This is a genomic window from Mesorhizobium sp. W016, assembly GCF_054719485.1.
Window position 1 is genome coordinate 1,999,908 of sequence record NZ_JBTTIF010000002.1, and the last position, 15,142, is coordinate 2,015,049.

The following is a 15,142-nucleotide window of genomic DNA, read 5'->3' on the forward strand; positions in this document are numbered from 1 at the left end:
AGAGGGAACACAAAATGAGCTTCACTCGTCGCAACCTGCTTCTTCTCGCCGCCACGATCGGCATCGCTGCCGGCCCGGCCACCGCCTTTGCCGCCGATGTGCTCAATGTCGGCGCCTACCCGACCAATCCGCCCTTCGAATACAAGAACGAGAGCGGCACGTTCGAGGGCTTTGAAGTCGACATCGTCAACGAAGCGGCCAAGCGTGCCGGCATGACCACCGACATTGCCGACCTCGGCTTCCAGGCGCTGTTCGCGGCTGTCAGTTCCAATCGCATCGATGTCGCGATCTCCTCGATCACCATCACGCCGGAGCGACTGAAAACGCTGTCCTTCACCCAGCCCTATTATGACTCCGACATGGGCATTGCGACGAAGACCGATAGCGCTGTTAACACCGAGGCCGACCTCAAGGGCAAGATCGTCGGCGTGCTTTCAGGCTCGACCGGCGAGACCTGGGTCAAGGCGCATCAGGAGGCTGACGGCTACAGCGACGTGAAGGGCTATGACACGCAGCAGAATCTGCTGCTCGACCTCAGCGCGGGCCGCGTGGACGCCGCCGTCAGCGATATTCCGGGCATGGAATACTCCTTCACCAAGATGAAGGACCTGAAGGTCAAGCAGCGCATCAAGACCGGCGAACAGTACGGCCTGATGATGAGCAAGGACCATCCGCTGCTCGGCAAGCTGAACGACGCGCTGACCGCGATGAAGAAGGACGGAACGCTGGCCGCGATCCACAAGAAGTGGTTCGGCAGCGACGCGCCAGCCGATTCCTCGACGGTCAAGGAAATGCCGCTGCCCAAGGCCTGACCGGCAATGCACTTAAATCGTGCCGGCTCCCAGGCCGGCACGATTCATTTCACGCTCCGGCGCCTGCTGCCACACGGATAGCCTCATCGGAGGCAAGGTCGATTGGTTTTAACTTGAGCATCCTTTGCTCTGGGGTTCGGGAACGCTCCCATGTCGCTGATCGACACCTTCTTCAATCCTGACGTGATAATGTCCAGCCTGCCGGCGCTGTTGCGTGGCTTCCTGAACACGCTGCTGCTCGGCATTTTGAGTATCGGCATCGGCATTCCCATCGGCCTGGGGATCAGCCTGTTGCGGCTCTATGCGCCGAAGCCGCTGCGCTGGCTGGCGGTCGGCTACACCGACATCTTCCGCGCCCTGCCGGTGCTGGTGGTGCTGATCCTGATCTATTATGCGCTGCCCTTCCTCGGCATCCGTCTGTCGTCCTGGGCCTCCGCCGTGACGGCGTTCGCCATCATCATGTCGGCCTATTCAGCAGAAGTGTTCCGCTCCGGCATTGAGAGCATTCCGAAAGGCCAATTCGAGGCAGCACAGGCGCTCGGCCTGCCTTTCCTTTTGACCTTGCGCAAGGTGGTGCTGCCGCAGGCGATCCGCGTCGTCATCCCGCCGATGACCAGCAATTGCGTCTCGATGTTCAAGGACACGTCGCTCGCTTCCACCGTTGCGCTGCCTGAACTGTTGAAGGAAGCGACCAACGCGCAGTCGCTCTATGCCAATCCCTCGCCGCTGATCGGCGCCGCTTTGGTCTATCTCATCTTCCTCTGGCCGATGGTCCGCCTCGTCAGCCTGCTCGAAGACCGCTTCAAGACCGAGAAGACGCGCTGACCTCATCAACCGTCCCGCTTCCCAAGCCATTCGCAGGAGATACAGTTGAGCAATTCCCAAGCCGCCGGCGGCTTTCCGGTCGACCCCATCCGCGCCATGTTTCCGGCCTTGCAGCGCGCCGGTGATTTCATCTTCATGGACAACGCCGCCGGCGCGCAGATCCCGCAGAGCGTGCTCGACGCGGTGACCAATCACCTGGTCTCGCACAATGTGCAGCGTGGTGGTCGCTATGGGCGCTCGGTCACGGTCGACCAATCGGTTGCGGATGCTCGGACGAGCGTGGCCTTGCTGATCAACGCCTACAGTCCGTCGGAAATCTGCTTCGGCATGAACGCCACCTCGTTCATTCGCCTGGTCAGCCTCGGCATCGGCCAGATGCTGGCCAAGGACACAGAGCGCGACGAGATCGTCATCACCGATATGGACCACGACGCCAACATCGCCACGTGGCTGGCGCTGGAGCCCGCCGGAGCCAAGTTCAAATGGTGGCGCATGCGCGAGGACGGCAACCTGCATGTCGACGACCTCAAGCCGCTGGTTTCCGATCGCACCCGTCTCGTCGCCTGCACGGTGACCGCGCATTCGATCGGCTCGATCGTCGACGTCGCTTCGGTGGCCGCGATCGCGCATGCGGCCGGCGCCGAAGTGTTCCTTGACTGCGTGCATTACGGACCGCACGGGCTGATCGACGTGCAGGCCTGGGACTGTGATTATCTCGTCTGCTCCGGCTACAAAAATTTCTCGCCGCATATGGGCTTTCTGTGGGGCCGCTTCGAAACGCTGAAGCGGCTGCCGACCTTCCGCGAGGATTTCATCCCCGACGAGCCGCCTTACAAGGTCGAGGCAGGCACCTTCATCTACGAGAACGTCTCAGGCATGGATGCCGCAGTGCAGTACCTGGAACTGATCGGCCGCAATCTGGCGCCCTCCAACAACCGCTCGCGGCGCGACAACATCGTTGCCGGCATGGGCGCCATCCGCGATTACGAAGTGCTCCTGGCGCGTGAGATGCTCGCCGTGCTCAAGGGATGCAATGCCACGATCTACGGCGTCGCCGAGGAAGCCCGCATCAACGAACGCGTGCCGACATTCTGCTTCAACATCGGCAAGCTGTCGCCGCAGCGGATCGTCGAGGAAATGGCTGACATGCAGATCGGCATCCGCGACGGCCATATGTATGCGCCCCGGCTGATGAAGCGTCTCAACCTGTCGATGGACAGCGGCGCCATCCGCGCCTCGCTGGTTCATTACAACACGGTCGACGAGGTCAGGCGTTTCGGCGAAGCCCTGCGCGCCGTCATCGCCAAGCTGTCTTAGCTCGATCGTCAGATGTCTCCGGCGTGGAACATCGGCCCGCCCTTGTGGGCCGGGAAGCCATAGCCGTTGATCATCACCAGATCGATGTCGGAGGCACGCGCCGCGATGCCTTCGGCCAGCAGTGCCTTGCCCTCTTCGGCCATTGCCGCCAGTAAGCGCGTGACGATCTCATCGGACGAAAAGCGGCGCGGCACGATGCCGTTGGCCGCTCGCACGGCCTCGATCAGCGCCGTTACTTGCGGGTCGCTCCTGCGTTCGCCGTCCGAATAATCGTACCAGCCGCGCCCGGTCTTGCGGCCGAAGCGGCCGGCCTCGCACAGCCGGTCGGCGATTTCGACATAACGTGCTTGCGGATCGCGCATCGCCGCCTGTCGCTTGCGCCGCGCCCAGGCTATCTCCAGCCCAGCCATATCGTTGACCGCGAAGATCCCCATCGGGAAGCCCCAGGCCTCCAGCGCGGCATCCACCTCATCGGGTGCTGCGCCATCCTCCACCATGAACTCCGCCTCGCGGCGGTAGGCGGAATAGAGGCGGTTGCCGATGAAACCCTCGGTAACGCCGCACACGACAGGCAGCTTGCCGAGCTTCCTGACGAAGGCGATCGCCGAGGCGAGCACATCGGGCGCCGTCGCCGCGCAATCCACCACTTCGGTGAGCCGCATGACGTTGGCCGGGGAGAAAAAATGCAGGCCGACGATCCGTTCGGGCCGGGCGGTTGCCGAGGCGATCTCGTCGGGGTTGAGGTAGCTGGTGTTGGTCGCAAGGATGGCGTCGGGGCGGACGATACGTTCGAGCTTCCGGAAGAGTTCGGTTTTTACCGCGAGATCGTCGAACACTGCCTCGATGACCAGATCGGCCTGCACCAGCCTGCCGGCGTCGCTGGCCGCTTCAAACCGGCTCAGCGCCTCCCTGCGCGCATGATCGGTGAGACGGCCGGATTGGACCGACTTGTCGAGAAGCCCGGCGATACGCTCGTATCCTTTTGCCGCGGCGTCGTCGTTCTGCTCGATGCCGATTACGCGATAGCCGGCATTCAAGGCCGAGACCGCGATGCCTGCACCCATCAGGCCGGTTCCGACGATACCGACGGTCTCGACCTTGCGAGGCGTGACACCCTCCAGCCTGTCGACTTTGCTGGCTTGCCTCTCGGCAAAGAAGACGTGGCGCAACGCTGCCGCTTCGCGAGAATCCCGGAGGCGCAGGAAGGTCGCGCGTTCGTCCGCAAGACCGTCCTCAAGTTTGGCCGTGGACGCGGCCTGGACCAGTCTCACGGCTTCTGCAGGCGCCATCTGCCCTCGGCTGCGGGAAAGTACCTTCTTTGCGGCTGCCGCGTCGGCCTCAGGTTGCGAGCGCGGGACGGAAAGCGCGCCCGTGGGCCGCAGCGGTTGGCCGACGAGATGGCGGGCGACGTCGAGCGCGCCTTCGGGAAGATCGTCGGCAATGGTATCGATCAGACCGAGAGCGAGCGCTTCGTCGGCATTTGCGGGCCGACCCGTGCCGATCAGGTCAATTGCGGCGACCGTGCCGATGAGGCGGGGCAGGCGTTGGGTTCCGCCGGCCCCAGGCACTAACCCGAGCTTGACCTCGGGCAGGCTGAAGCTGGCCGCCTTGCTGGCCACCCGGTAGTGGCAGGCCAGCGCAATCTCGCAGCCGCCGCCGAGCGCCGCGCCGCCTGCTGCCGCCACGATCGGTTTGGCGAAGCTCTCGATCGCTTCGATCACGTCAGGCAGTGTGGGCGAGACAGCGGGCTTGCCGAATTCCTTGATATCGGCGCCACCGATGAAGGTGCGCCCAATGGCGGTCAGCACCACGGCAGACACTTCATCCGACGCCGCACGCCCAAGCGCAGCCATCAGTCCGGCCCTGACATGGAAGGACAGCGCGTTGACCGGCGGATTTTCGATCGTGACGACGAGAACGCCATCGACGATCTTGCCTGTGACACTCTCGGAAAATCGTGCTGTGTTCATGGAGTTTTATCCCGGAACGACGGCAAATCTTCCTCCTCCTTCTGCTCTCCGCCAAATGCCGGTGTCCCGGCTCGGACGGATGAAGCGCCATGGGGTTCTTCAAATAATTTCAAGCTTAAAATAATTAGAATTCAAAAAACTTCAAGCCTACCGGAGTCGACTGCAAAAGGCGTCGCTACCACGACGGTGATCGGTCAGACTTGACGGTTGCACTGCGGTGCCGGGTCAAGGCGAGTTTGTGGAAACCTTCGGCAGCAGGGCTTTGAAATAGTCGATCGTCTGTTGCAGCCCGGCTTCCAAAGTCACCGTCGGCTCCCAGCCGACAAGCCTTTTGGCAAGGGTGATATCGGGCTGGCGGTGCCGCGGATCGTCTTGCGGAAGATCGCGGTAAATTATATCCGAACCTGATCCGGTCATCTGCGTCGTCAGTTCGGCCAAGCGCCGGATCGTTACTTCCCTTGGATTGCCGATGTTTACTGGACCGGTCACCTCCGGCCCCGTATCCATGAGGCGCAGCATGCCGCTCACCAGGTCGTCGACGTAGCAAAACGACCTTGTCTGTGAGCCGTCGCCGAAAATGGTTATCGGTTCACCACGAAGCGCCTGCACGATGAAATTTGAGACAACCCTGCCGTCTGCCGGGTGCATGCGCGGCCCGAACGTATTGAAAATCCGCGCGACCTTGACCCACAAGCCATGTTGTCGGTGATAGTCGAAGAACAGCGTTTCGGCGCAGCGTTTGCCTTCATCGTAGCATGAGCGCGGCCCGATCGGGTTTACATTGCCCCAGTAACTCTCGGGCTGCGGATGCACAGACGCGTCACCATAGACCTCGCTGGTGGAGGCCTGAAAGACTTTGCATTTCAGCCGCTTTGCCAGTCCAAGAACATTGATGGCGCCGTGCACGGCGGTCTTGATCGTCTGAACCGGGTCGTACTGATAGTGAACAGGCGAGGCCGGACACGCCAGGTTGTAAATCTCATCGACTTCGACGTAGAGCGGAAAGGTCACGTCATGGCGCATGAATTCGAAGCGGGGATGCTTGGCCAAATGGTCGATATTGCGCTTTGATCCGGTGAAAAGGTTGTCGACACACAAGATTTCGTCGCCTCGTTCCAACAGGCGGTCAATAAGATGCGAGCCGATAAACCCTGCGCCCCCGGTAACGAGAATGCGTCTGCGGCTGTCATAGAGTCTGGCCAATTTCTGCTCCCAGGCAAATGCTGATCGACCAGATATCGGTCGCCACACGCAGGATACGACGTGACCGCAGCCAATGCACAAGGACCAAACTGAAATTTCGCAGATCCGCTCGGTGCCGATGCGAATTCCGATCCGGGCATTTGGTTTGATCAGAAGGCACGATTGAGGCCGATAGTGGCCTATGGATTGGCAGCAGAGAATATCAGCCCTGTCGTCAGGGCCGCCGCTGCGTAGATGGCCGGCAGAACCTGACGGTTCACCCCAATCCGCAGCAGAGAGTGGCTCGAAACCCGATCCTGCTGGATTTTATCCACAACATCGATGACATCGGCGGATGGCAACATGAAAATGGCAACGACCATTTTTCGTGAGACATTCCTCTTCGCGATAGAGCATCGTTGAATTGGCCAACAGCCTGCCATACAAGCACGTCGGCTCAACAGGTGGCTCGAGGAACCCCACGGATGTCCGAACGCATTGCAGTTATCGGCCTGGGTTATGTCGGCCTGCCGGTAGCCATTGCCTTTGGGAAGGTTTTCCCCGGCACCATAGCTTTTGACATCAGCGAGCGTCGGATCGGGGAATTGCGTGGCGGCGTCGATCGTACGGGGGAAGTTGACGCAACGGCGCTCAAGGAGACCTCGATAGGGCTGACCACCGACCGGGAGATGTTGAAAGGCGCTACTTTCTTCATCGTCGCCGTGCCAACCCCTATCGACGCAAATCGCGCTCCCGATCTAGCTTCTTTGAAACTGGCGTCCGAACTCGTCGGCGAGGCGGTGAGCAAAGGCGCCGTCGTCGTTTTTGAGTCGACAGTCTATCCAGGTGTGACCGAAGATTTCTGTGGGCCGATCATCGAGCAGGTTTCCGGCCTGCGACATCCCCGCGACTTTGCCCTCGGCTATTCGCCCGAACGCGCCAACCCCGGCGATCGAGAACACTCGCTGCAAAAGATCGTCAAAGTCGTCTCCGGCGAGAATAACGAGACGCTGGAGCGCGTCGCGAACGTTTATGGCCGTATCATCGATGCCGGCGTCTACCGCGCCCCGTCGATCAAGGTGGCCGAGGCAGCGAAGGTTATCGAGAACACCCAGCGCGATCTGAACATCGCGCTGATGAACGAACTGGCAATGATCTTCGAGCGGCTCGATATCCGGACGCAGGATGTTCTTGATGCTGCGTCGACGAAATGGAACTTCCTTCCCTTCAAACCGGGGTTCGTCGGCGGCCACTGCATCAGCGTCGATCCATATTATCTGACCGCCAAGGCCGAGGCAGAAGGTTACCATCCGCAGATCATCCTCGCCGGACGTCGCATCAATGACGGCATGGGGGCCTTCGTTGCCCAGCAGGTTGTCAAACGGCTGATTGGTTCTGACACGCCCGTCAAAGGGGCTTCTGTCGGCATTCTTGGGCTGACATTCAAGGAGGACGTGCCGGATTTGCGCAACAGCCGCGTTTTCGACATGGTCAAGGAACTAAGGCAGTTCGGAATTGTCCCCAAAGTCCATGATCCCCTTGCCGATGTCGAAACCGCTCGGCGTGATCACGGCGAAACAATCCTGCCGCTCGATGAGATAAACGATTTGCAGGCGCTTGTTCTGGCGGTGCCTCACAGGCAATATCTCACCAACGAAAGAGCGCGTCTTTTTCAAATGATCAGGCCGGGGGGGACACTGTTCGATGTCAAGTCGGCCATCAAGCCCAATGAAGTTCCCGACAACATAAAATACTGGAGCTTGTAAAGCTCGCCTGAAATTAACGCTAGGATATGCAGTGACATCAAGCAGGCCGATACTGATCACCGGCGCAGCCGGGTTCATAGGGTTTCATCTTTGCCTGAGGCTGCTTGCCGAAGGACGCCAGGTTATCGGCCTCGACTCCATGAACGAGTATTATGACGTCAGCCTGAAGCAGGCTCGTCTCGAGCGGCTGAAAGCGTTTTCGAATTTTTGTTTCGAGCATGCCGATCTCACGGAGCGGGACCGTATTTCGGAGCTCTTCCTCTCGGCCGCGCCGGAGGTTGTCGTCAATCTCGCGGCGCAAGCCGGCGTACGCTATTCGATCAGCAATCCGCACGCCTATGTGGAAAGCAACCTCAGCGGCTTTGTCAACATCCTGGAAGGATGCCGGCAGGCCTCCGTCGGCCATCTGGTCTATGCATCGTCGAGTTCGATTTATGGCGGCAGCACCCGCATGCCGTTTTCCGTGCACGATCCGGCGGACCATCCGCTCAGCCTTTACGCCGCAAGCAAGAAGGCGAACGAGCTGATGGCGCACACATACAGCCATCTGTTTCGACTGCCGACCACCGGGCTGCGTTTTTTCACCGTCTATGGTCCGTGGGGGCGGCCGGACATGGCGCTGTTCATCTTCGCCAAGGCTATCCTCGCCGGCGAGCCGATCGAGGTCTTCAACTATGGCAACATGCAGCGGGATTTCACCTATATCGACGACATTGTCGAAGGTATTATCCGCGTCATGCAGCAACCCGCGACACCCAATCCTGAGTGGAAAAGTGTCGCGCCAGACCCAGCGACCAGCAACGCCCCGTTCAGGATTCACAACATCGGCGGCAATTCGCCCGTTCAACTGAACCGATTGATCGAGGTGCTCGAAGACGCGCTGGGACGCAAGGCAAACCGCAACCTCAGGCCACTTCAGCCAGGCGACGTTCCGGCAACTTTCGCCAATGTCAGCTCGCTCGAGGAGGCGACCGGCTTCAAGCCCAAAATCCCGATCGAAATAGGGGTTCCGCGCTTTGTCGAATGGTACCGGGAGTTCTACCGAGCATGATCGGACGCTTCGCCACTTGGAGGCGGCTGGCTCCTGACCAGCCATGGCTGGCGCATGCCGCTCGGAAAACTCAATAAGCCGCAGCCGAACTGGGTGTCGCCTGAAGGCGGTCAATATCTTTCCGGGGCGGCGCACCGAACAGGCGACGATATTCTCGGCTGAACTGCGAAGGGCTGTCATAGCCCACCGCGAACCCGGCCGTGCCTGCGTTTGCGCCGCCGGCAAGCATAATCCTTCGCGCCTCCTGCAGGCGCAGCTGCTTCTGGTATTCGAGCGGGGTCATGCGCGTAATCGCCTTGAAATGGGCATGAAGGGACGACGCGCTCATGCCTGATGCCGCCGCAATCTCTTCGATGCGCAGTTGTGCCTGGAAATGATTGCGGATCGTGGCGATGGCGCGGCTGACCTGGTTCAGGTGGCTGTCCACCGACGCCATCTGGCGAAGCGTGTCACCGTGCGGTCCGGTGAGGAGCCGGTAAAGGATTTCGCGTTCGATCAGCGGCGCCAGCACGGTGACGCTCTCGGGGCGATCGAGCAGCCTGACAAGCCGACAGGCGGCATCAATCAGGTCGGGGTCACTTGGATAGGCAGCTAACACCGGCAGATCCCTGCTGGGGGATGCACGTCCTTCTTTCACAAGCAGTTCGGCCAGCGCGGTGGAATCAAAATCTATCTTGCAACAGAGGTAGGGCGCCGCCGGGCTCGCCTCCAACACATGCCCGACCAGCGGCAGGTCGACCGAGACGAGCAGGTAGCTCGATGCGTCATAGACCACGCTCTGGTCGGCCAGCGAGACGCGCTTCGATCCTTGGGCGATTATGCAAAGCGACGCCTCGTAGACCGCAGGCACGGGTGCACTGGGCTGGTTGGCGCGAATGAGCGACAGCCGCGGCACCGCAGTGCCGGCCATGCCAGATTTCGGCGCAAAGCGGGTGATCAGCTCGGCGAGTTCATTGATTTTCTCCATGCCGCATAAATCTTCATGGCGCGAAATGTTGCAAGGCATTTCGAGTTCATTTGGAGGATCGTGCAAACTCTTTGGACGATCACGCTACCGGCCTTTGCCGGTTCGCGCCATCTATCTCCCCGTCACCGCAGCGAAAAAGGAACGATCATGACGGGACTTAAAGACAAGGTTGTACTCATCACCGGCGCCTCCAGCGGCATCGGCGAAGCGACGGTTCGGGAACTTGCCGGTGCCGGCGCCAGACTGTTCATCGGGGCCCGCCGCACCGAGCGGCTCAAGGCGCTGGCCGCAGAAATAGGCAAAGGCGTCGCGTGGCGCGAACTCGACGTGACTGACGCGGCGAATTTCGACGCCTTTGCCGATGCCGCTCATGCCGAATTCGGGCAGATCGATGTGCTGGTCAACAATGCCGGCGTCATGCCGCTGTCGCCGCTTGCCGCGCTGAAGCGCGATGAGTGGTCTCGCATGATCAATGTCAACATCGGCGGCGTGCTGAACGGGATCGCCGCGGTGCTGCCGCGCTTCGTCGCCCAGAAGAATGGGCATATCGTCAATGTCGCCTCGGTCGGCGCGCATATCGTGCTGCCCACCGCGGCGGTCTATTGCGGCACGAAATATGCCGTCTGGGCAATCACGGAGGGGCTGCGGCAGGAGCATGACGACATCCGCGCCACGATCATCTCCCCCGGAGTGACCGCAACCGAACTGGGCGACGATATCAGCGATCCTCAGGTCGCCACGGCTCTGAAAGAATGGCGGCAGAAGTCGCTCACACCGGACGCCATTGCACGGGCGATCCGTTTTGCGCTTGATCAACCCGATGGCGTCGACGTCAACGAAGTGATCGTGCGGCCAACCGCTGCCAATATGTAGAACTTGCTGCCGGATGCCGGCTTTCGGCGAGCTACGGCGCTCTCCGAGATCCGGCAACGGCACACCCCTTAATGCACCCGCCCTCAGCCTCTGGCGCAACTCCCGCGGGCCACATCGTACCGGCTCTCGAACGCGCGCGAAAAATGCGCACTCGAATTGAACCCGCAGGCAAAGGCGATTTCCGAGATCGTGGGCGACGCGCGGGCGGGCGACAACAATTCTTCCTTGCTGCGCTCCAGCCGCCTGTCCCAGACGAAGCGTTCCGGTCTCGCGGCAAGGCCGGTGCGCCGCTGGGAACTTAACCCGATAATCATCTCCCCCTGCGACGGTAGAGATGTCAGGCTTCGCCGGCCAGGCGCGCTGAAATCAGCCGCGCCGCCTTGATCACCGCTTCGCCCTGGCTGGCCGCCATGCTGTCATCGGCGCGTGACACAGGCGAGGCCACCGCCAGAGTGCCTAAAGGACGGCCATCGGAGCCGAGGATTGCCGCGGCTATGCTGTGGACGCCTTCTTCATAGCCTTGGGAGCTCGAGGAATAGCCGCGCTTGGCGGCAAGCCGGATCGCCTTCATCAGCCTGTCGGGCTGCGTCACCGTGTGTGGCGTGAAGGTCGGCAACGGCTTGTCGACATAGGCCTCGGCCGCTTCCTGAGGCGAAGCGGCGAGAAAGGCGATGCCGGAGGCGGTGCCGTGCAAGGGCAGCACCTGGCCGACATCGACATTGACCCGGTTGGCCTTTGCCGAGAGTTCGACGTGGACGGTCAGCAGTGCGCCGGCGCTGAATTCCGACAGATGCACCGTTTCGCCTGTTTCCAGCGCCAGCTCGCGAACCACAGGTGCTGCCACGCGCACGAAGGGAAAATGCGCGTCGCGAAAGCGGGCCAGCCGCGACAGGCCGGCGCCGAGCCGGTAGCGGCGGCTTGCCGGCTCCTGTTCGATCAAGCGGTGGTCGGCCAGCGCCATCAGCAGGCGCCGCGCCGTCGCCTTGTCGAGGCCGGTTTTGCGGGCGAGCTCGGACAGGCCGATCTCCGGTTCGCCGAGCGTGAACTGCTCCAGCAGCGATATCGCTTTGCCGACTGTGCTCATCGTGCATCCTCAAGATACTTCGCATGGGACGGAAGCCAATCCACCTTGCAGTCCGCTCATAGCACATAAAATGGTGGTTCAAATAACGAACCGTTTGGAAGTGACAAAAAACACCAGCAAGTTTCGCGGCGACATCAATCTCGATGCGCCGCGCCGTGCGGGGTGATGCTGCGCGGCAACACCTATCAACAGGTGGATCAACTCGGCGGCGCCGTGCCTGGCCGGCGTGTCGGCCCAAACGCCTGATCCTGGCCGGCGCGGAAGCTTCAACTCTGCCCCAGCTGCGCGCGGCGCCAGGCGGCGGGCGCCTGGCCAACCCGCTCCCGAAAGAAGCGTGAGAAATAGGCCGGATCTTCGAAGCCGATTTCGTAGGCGATGTCCTCGACGGTGCGCACGGTGAACAGCAGCAACCGCTTGGCCTCCAGCAACCGTCGCTCGCCGATGAGCCGCTTGACGCCGCTGCCAAGCACCGTATGGGCGGCCTTGTCGAGAAGATGCGGTGTCGTGGCCAGCGCCCCGACGTAGCGGTCGACGGGCCAGTTGTCGCGGAAATGCGCATCGACCAGACGGCGCAAGCCGCGCGCCAATGCAGCATCGGAAGAACCGGTGGCATCCTTCACCTCGGGACCAAGGCGCGCGATGTGCGAGAGCGCGACGGCGATCAGCGCCGGCAGGGTCTTGTCACTGCCGGCCTGCGCCTCGGCATATTCGGCGGCGATCATCTCCAGCACCGCCGCCAGCCTTTTCCACGCGACGTGCTGAGGAAGGCTATCGGCAAAGACCGGCCGGTCCAATGGCAGCAGGCTGTGAGCGGCTATTGCCGCAAGCGCATCATCGGCGACCGAAACGACGATGGCGTCGGTGCCGGGCCCGATCGAGAAGCCATGCACGATGGTGCTCGGCACGAAGCTGACGGCCGGTGCCGAAAAGTCCCAGGATTGGTCTTCGATGCGGTAGGTGCCGGAGCCGCTGGTCCAGTAGGTGATCTGGCCCATTTGCGGATGCTTGTGCGCGGCAACCTGGCCGAGATGAATGTTGCTGCGCGCAAGCACCGTCTCGACATGCAGGAAGCCGACATCGAGCGGCCGCACCGGCTCGCCATAGACAAAGAAATCAGGAATGGAATTGAGGCCCATAGCGCCGGAAAAAGTCCAATCGGTTTTGCCGTTACGTCCTAACCGATCCTTGCCAGGAGCGCTAGAGTTGATGCCATAAGTGGAGGAACATCATGCGATCGGAAGACTTTCGTGCCGACAATGGGCGCCCGTTCACCGGGGCCGAGTATCTGGAGAGCCTGCGCGACGGCCGCGAGGTCTACATCAACGGCGAGCGCATTGCCGATGTCACCACCCATCCGGCGATGCGCAATTCGGCGCGGTCGCTGGCGCGCCTCTATGATGCGCTGCACGATCCCAAGCGGCAGGGCACGCTGACCTCGCCTACCGATACCGGTTCGGGCGGCTACACCCACAAATATTTCCGCGTTGCCAAATCCTCCGGCGAACTCGCGGCCCAGCAGACCGCGATCGCCGAGTGGTCACGCATGTCCTATGGCTGGATGGGCCGCACGCCCGATTACAAGGCGGCACTGATGAACACGCTCGGCGCCAATGCCGACTGGTACGGCCCGTTCAAGGACAATGCGCTCGCCTGGCACAAGCGTGCGCAGGAAGCCGTGCTGTTCATGAACCACGCCATCGTCAACCCGCCGATCGACCGCCACAAGCCGGCCGAACAGGTGAAGGATGTCTTCGTCCACATCACCAAGGAGACCGACGCCGGCATCTATGTCTCCGGCGCCAAGGTGGTGGCGACGTCCTCGGCGCTGACCCACTACAATTTCCTGGCGCAGAGTTCGGCGACGGTCACCGAAGATCCGTCGCTGTCGGTCATGTTCATCGTGCCGATGAATGCGCCGGGGGTAAAGATGTTCTGCCGCGTCTCCTATGAGCAGACGGCCAACACGGCGGCGGCTCCGTTCGACTATCCGTTGTCGTCGCGCTTCGACGAGAACGATGCCATCCTGGTGCTCGACAATGTCTTCATCCCCTGGGAGGACGTGCTGGTGCTGCGCGACGCGCAGAAAATCCTGTCCTTCCATCCGGCTTCGGGCTTCATGCATGGCTATTGCTTCCAGGGCTGCACACGCTTTGCCGTCAAGCTCGACTTCCTCGCCGGCCTGCTGGCCAAGGCGCTGCGCGCCACCGGCGGAGATGCCTTCCGAGGCAACCAGGCGGCGCTGGGCGAGGTCATCGCGCTCAGGCACATGTTCTGGAGCTTTTCCAACGCCATGGCCTACAATCCGATCCCCTGGGCGAATGGCGCTGTCCTGCCCAACCTGGAAGCAGCCCTTGCCTACCGGACTTTCATGTCGGAAGCCTACCCGCGCGTCATCGACACGGTGCGCCGGGTGATCGCTTCTGGGTTGATCTACCTGCCGTCATCGGTGCGCGACTTCAACAATCCCGAGATCGACAAATACCTCGCGCAGTATGTGCGCGGTTCCAACGACATGGGCCATGTCGAGCGCATCAAGATCATGAAACTGTTGTGGGACGCGACCGGCACCGAGTTCGGCGGCCGCCACGCGCTCTACGAACTCAACTATGCCGGTGCGCCGGAAGAGGTGCGGCTGCAGGTGCTGAAGGGCGCCGAACGCGGCGGCCGGCTGAAGGCCATGGAAGAACTGGTCGATACCTGCATGGCCGACTATGACGAGAATGGCTGGACGGGAGATACCTGGCTCAATCCGCTCGCTTCATCGGCGGGGTGATGTCAGATGGCCACGCAGATTTCGAAGGCCGATTTCCGCGACGCCATGGCAAGGGTCTGCGCGCCGGTCAACATCGTCACGACAGATGGCCCGGCCGGGCGCGGCGGCTTCACCGCCACCGCCATGTGCAGTGTGTCGGACGAACCTCCGACACTGCTGGTGTGCATGAACGGCCGCTCGACGCAGGCGGCCATGTTCCTCGCCAACCGGCGCTTCTGCGTCAACGTGCTGACGCATGACCATATGCACCTGGCCGGCAAGTTCGCCGGGGCGACCAGGGACATGGAGGCGCGCTATTCGGCGGCGCGCTGGCAAACGCTGACCTCGGGGACGCCGGCGCTGTCGGACGCGATCGTCAATTTCGATTGCGAGATCGAGGATGTGCACATCGTCGGCACGCACAATGTCATGATCGGCCGCGTTATCGACGTCAGGCACGGCAGCGGCGGCTCGGCCTTGCTCTATGTCGATCGCAATTACACGCAGCCGACGCGGCTTGGCAGTTTTGGCGGCTGAGCGGGA

General features: G+C 61.6%; 15 protein-coding genes. 8 read left to right on the forward strand and 7 right to left on the reverse strand.

Going from position 1 to position 15,142, the window contains the following annotated elements; all coding sequences use genetic code 11:
- The first annotated feature begins 14 nt into the window (after nucleotides 1–14).
- The 3 genes from ACYG9V_RS10045 to ACYG9V_RS10055 all read left to right on the forward strand — a co-directional run bounded on the left by ACYG9V_RS10045 (nucleotide 15) and on the right by ACYG9V_RS10055 (nucleotide 2,954).
- Nucleotides 15–812 carry an ABC transporter substrate-binding protein gene (locus ACYG9V_RS10045; RefSeq protein WP_023682726.1) on the forward strand — a complete coding sequence of 266 codons (798 nt, stop codon included), beginning with the start codon at nucleotides 15–17 and terminating at the stop codon, nucleotides 810–812.
- Between the two features lie 150 nt (nucleotides 813–962).
- On the forward strand, nucleotides 963–1,637 hold the full coding sequence (locus ACYG9V_RS10050) for an amino acid ABC transporter permease (protein ID WP_023667812.1): 675 nt from the start codon (nucleotides 963–965) through the stop codon (nucleotides 1,635–1,637).
- Nucleotides 1,638–1,682: 45 nt separating this feature from the next.
- On the forward strand, nucleotides 1,683–2,954 hold the full coding sequence (locus tag ACYG9V_RS10055) for a cysteine desulfurase-like protein (protein ID WP_352762896.1): 1,272 nt from the start codon (nucleotides 1,683–1,685) through the stop codon (nucleotides 2,952–2,954).
- A gap of 8 nt (nucleotides 2,955–2,962) precedes the next feature.
- On the opposite strand, the gene ACYG9V_RS10060 is transcribed toward ACYG9V_RS10055, so the two are convergent.
- The 3 genes from ACYG9V_RS10060 to ACYG9V_RS10070 all read right to left on the reverse strand — a co-directional run bounded on the left by ACYG9V_RS10060 (nucleotide 2,963) and on the right by ACYG9V_RS10070 (nucleotide 6,489).
- The gene (locus ACYG9V_RS10060) at nucleotides 2,963–4,924 is read right to left on the reverse strand and encodes a 3-hydroxyacyl-CoA dehydrogenase NAD-binding domain-containing protein (RefSeq protein ID WP_352762893.1); all 1,962 of its coding nucleotides are present in this window, start codon (nucleotides 4,922–4,924) and stop codon (nucleotides 2,963–2,965) included.
- Between the two features lie 225 nt (nucleotides 4,925–5,149).
- Complete coding sequence (locus ACYG9V_RS10065; RefSeq protein ID WP_023667815.1) at nucleotides 5,150–6,127, reverse strand: UDP-glucuronic acid decarboxylase family protein; 978 nt, start codon at nucleotides 6,125–6,127, stop codon at nucleotides 5,150–5,152.
- A gap of 179 nt (nucleotides 6,128–6,306) precedes the next feature.
- Nucleotides 6,307–6,489 (reverse strand): hypothetical protein, encoded by a 183-nt coding sequence (locus ACYG9V_RS10070; RefSeq protein ID WP_023714918.1) that lies wholly within the window; start codon nucleotides 6,487–6,489, stop codon nucleotides 6,307–6,309.
- Between the two features lie 102 nt (nucleotides 6,490–6,591).
- On the opposite strand from ACYG9V_RS10070, the gene ACYG9V_RS10075 reads away from it, so the two are divergent.
- Complete coding sequence (locus ACYG9V_RS10075) at nucleotides 6,592–7,872, forward strand: nucleotide sugar dehydrogenase (RefSeq protein WP_023686926.1); 1,281 nt, start codon at nucleotides 6,592–6,594, stop codon at nucleotides 7,870–7,872.
- Nucleotides 7,873–7,903: 31 nt separating this feature from the next.
- Nucleotides 7,904–8,923 carry an NAD-dependent epimerase gene (locus ACYG9V_RS10080; RefSeq protein ID WP_023834918.1) on the forward strand — a complete coding sequence of 340 codons (1,020 nt, stop codon included), beginning with the start codon at nucleotides 7,904–7,906 and terminating at the stop codon, nucleotides 8,921–8,923.
- A gap of 70 nt (nucleotides 8,924–8,993) precedes the next feature.
- Here the strand turns inward: ACYG9V_RS10080 and ACYG9V_RS10085 are convergent, their stop codons facing one another.
- Nucleotides 8,994–9,890, reverse strand: coding sequence for an AraC family transcriptional regulator (locus ACYG9V_RS10085; protein ID WP_023667819.1), 897 nt, complete (start codon nucleotides 9,888–9,890; stop codon nucleotides 8,994–8,996).
- 147 nt (nucleotides 9,891–10,037) lie between these two features.
- Here ACYG9V_RS10085 and ACYG9V_RS10090 point away from each other — a divergent pair, with 147 nt between their 5' ends.
- Nucleotides 10,038–10,763, forward strand: coding sequence for an SDR family oxidoreductase (locus ACYG9V_RS10090; RefSeq protein WP_023682721.1), 726 nt, complete (start codon nucleotides 10,038–10,040; stop codon nucleotides 10,761–10,763).
- 83 nt (nucleotides 10,764–10,846) lie between these two features.
- Here the strand turns inward: ACYG9V_RS10090 and ACYG9V_RS10095 are convergent, their stop codons facing one another.
- The 3 genes from ACYG9V_RS10095 to ACYG9V_RS10105 form a co-directional block, all read right to left on the reverse strand.
- Nucleotides 10,847–11,077, reverse strand: coding sequence for a helix-turn-helix domain-containing protein (locus ACYG9V_RS10095; RefSeq protein ID WP_352762891.1), 231 nt, complete (start codon nucleotides 11,075–11,077; stop codon nucleotides 10,847–10,849).
- Nucleotides 11,078–11,100: 23 nt separating this feature from the next.
- Nucleotides 11,101–11,847 (reverse strand): IclR family transcriptional regulator, encoded by a 747-nt coding sequence (locus ACYG9V_RS10100; protein WP_023748001.1) that lies wholly within the window; start codon nucleotides 11,845–11,847, stop codon nucleotides 11,101–11,103.
- Between the two features lie 266 nt (nucleotides 11,848–12,113).
- Nucleotides 12,114–12,983, reverse strand: a complete 870-nt coding sequence (locus ACYG9V_RS10105; RefSeq protein ID WP_352762889.1) for a helix-turn-helix domain-containing protein — start codon at nucleotides 12,981–12,983, stop codon at nucleotides 12,114–12,116.
- A gap of 92 nt (nucleotides 12,984–13,075) precedes the next feature.
- Here ACYG9V_RS10105 and ACYG9V_RS10110 point away from each other — a divergent pair, with 92 nt between their 5' ends.
- Together ACYG9V_RS10110 and ACYG9V_RS10115 are read left to right on the forward strand one after the other, a co-directional pair.
- Complete coding sequence (locus tag ACYG9V_RS10110; RefSeq protein ID WP_023827965.1) at nucleotides 13,076–14,620, forward strand: 4-hydroxyphenylacetate 3-hydroxylase N-terminal domain-containing protein; 1,545 nt, start codon at nucleotides 13,076–13,078, stop codon at nucleotides 14,618–14,620.
- Nucleotides 14,621–14,626: 6 nt separating this feature from the next.
- Nucleotides 14,627–15,136, forward strand: a complete 510-nt coding sequence (locus ACYG9V_RS10115) for a flavin reductase (protein WP_023667825.1) — start codon at nucleotides 14,627–14,629, stop codon at nucleotides 15,134–15,136.
- Nucleotides 15,137–15,142 lie beyond the last annotated feature (6 nt).